The 745-nt window shown below is 55.3% G+C and carries 1 protein-coding gene, 3 tRNA genes and 1 rRNA gene; all 5 read left to right on the top strand.

What is annotated here, in order from left to right; genetic code table 11:
- Window positions 1-102, top strand: a 5S ribosomal RNA gene (gene rrf / locus KHO30_RS39100); the annotation flags it as partial.
- A 156-nt stretch (window positions 103-258) separates the two neighbouring features.
- Window positions 259-344: transfer RNA gene (locus KHO30_RS39095), tRNA-Tyr, on the top strand.
- Window positions 345-385: 41 nt separating this feature from the next.
- Window positions 386-459 (top strand) — tRNA-Gly (locus KHO30_RS39090).
- Between the two features lie 16 nt (window positions 460-475).
- Window positions 476-550 (top strand) — tRNA-Thr (locus KHO30_RS39085).
- Between the two features lie 63 nt (window positions 551-613).
- Window positions 614-745 (top strand): GTP-binding protein (locus KHO30_RS39080; protein ID WP_236061810.1); only part of this gene is annotated, 132 nt, incomplete at its 3' end.

Below are 745 nucleotides of genomic sequence, written 5' to 3'. Positions count from 1 at the left end.
TAGCGAGTCGGTCCCACCCCTTCCCATCCCGAACAGGACCGTGAAACGACTCCACGCCGATGATAGTGCGGATTCCCGTGTGAAAGTAGGTAATCGTCAGGCTCCCCAGCATGACCAGAAACCCCACCCCGCAAAGGTGGGGTTTCTGCGTTTACGGTCGGAGCTGGAATCACTATATAAGTGAGAGCTATGAGTTTGGAACGGTCAAGCAAGCCTTGACAGAAAGCGGTTGTTCCCTCATAATCATCAGTTCTCTGCGGAGGGGTGCCCGAGTGGCTAAAGGGGGCAGACTGTAAATCTGTTGGCTTACGCCTACGTTGGTTCGAATCCAACCTCCTCCACCAGAATGCAAGCTGTAGCAGTAGTTGGGAATCCATGGATCCTTGCGGGTGTAGCTCAATGGTAGAGCAGAAGCCTTCCAAGCTTACGACGAGGGTTCGATTCCCTTCACCCGCTCCAGTAACAAAGAAGTAGCGCCCATGTGGCTCAGTGGTAGAGCACTCCCTTGGTAAGGGAGAGGTCGGCAGTTCGATCCTGCCCATGGGCACCAGAAGTACTCGGTGATTGTTTGCGCGCGGCGCAACGTACGGATAAATCCTCTTAGGAGTCGAAAATGGCCAAGGGTAAGTTTGAGCGGACCAAGCCGCACGTGAACGTCGGCACGATCGGTCACGTTGACCACGGCAAGACCACGCTGACGGCAGCGATCACGACGGTGCTGACCAAGAAGTTTGGCGGCGAAGCA

Origin of the sequence: Paraburkholderia aspalathi (assembly GCF_905220735.1) — a bacterium.
In the GTDB taxonomy this organism is placed as follows: domain Bacteria; phylum Pseudomonadota; class Gammaproteobacteria; order Burkholderiales; family Burkholderiaceae; genus Paraburkholderia; species Paraburkholderia aspalathi.
The sequence above is the reverse complement of the archived record's forward strand: the minus strand, read 5'-3'. Positions and strand labels throughout refer to the sequence as shown.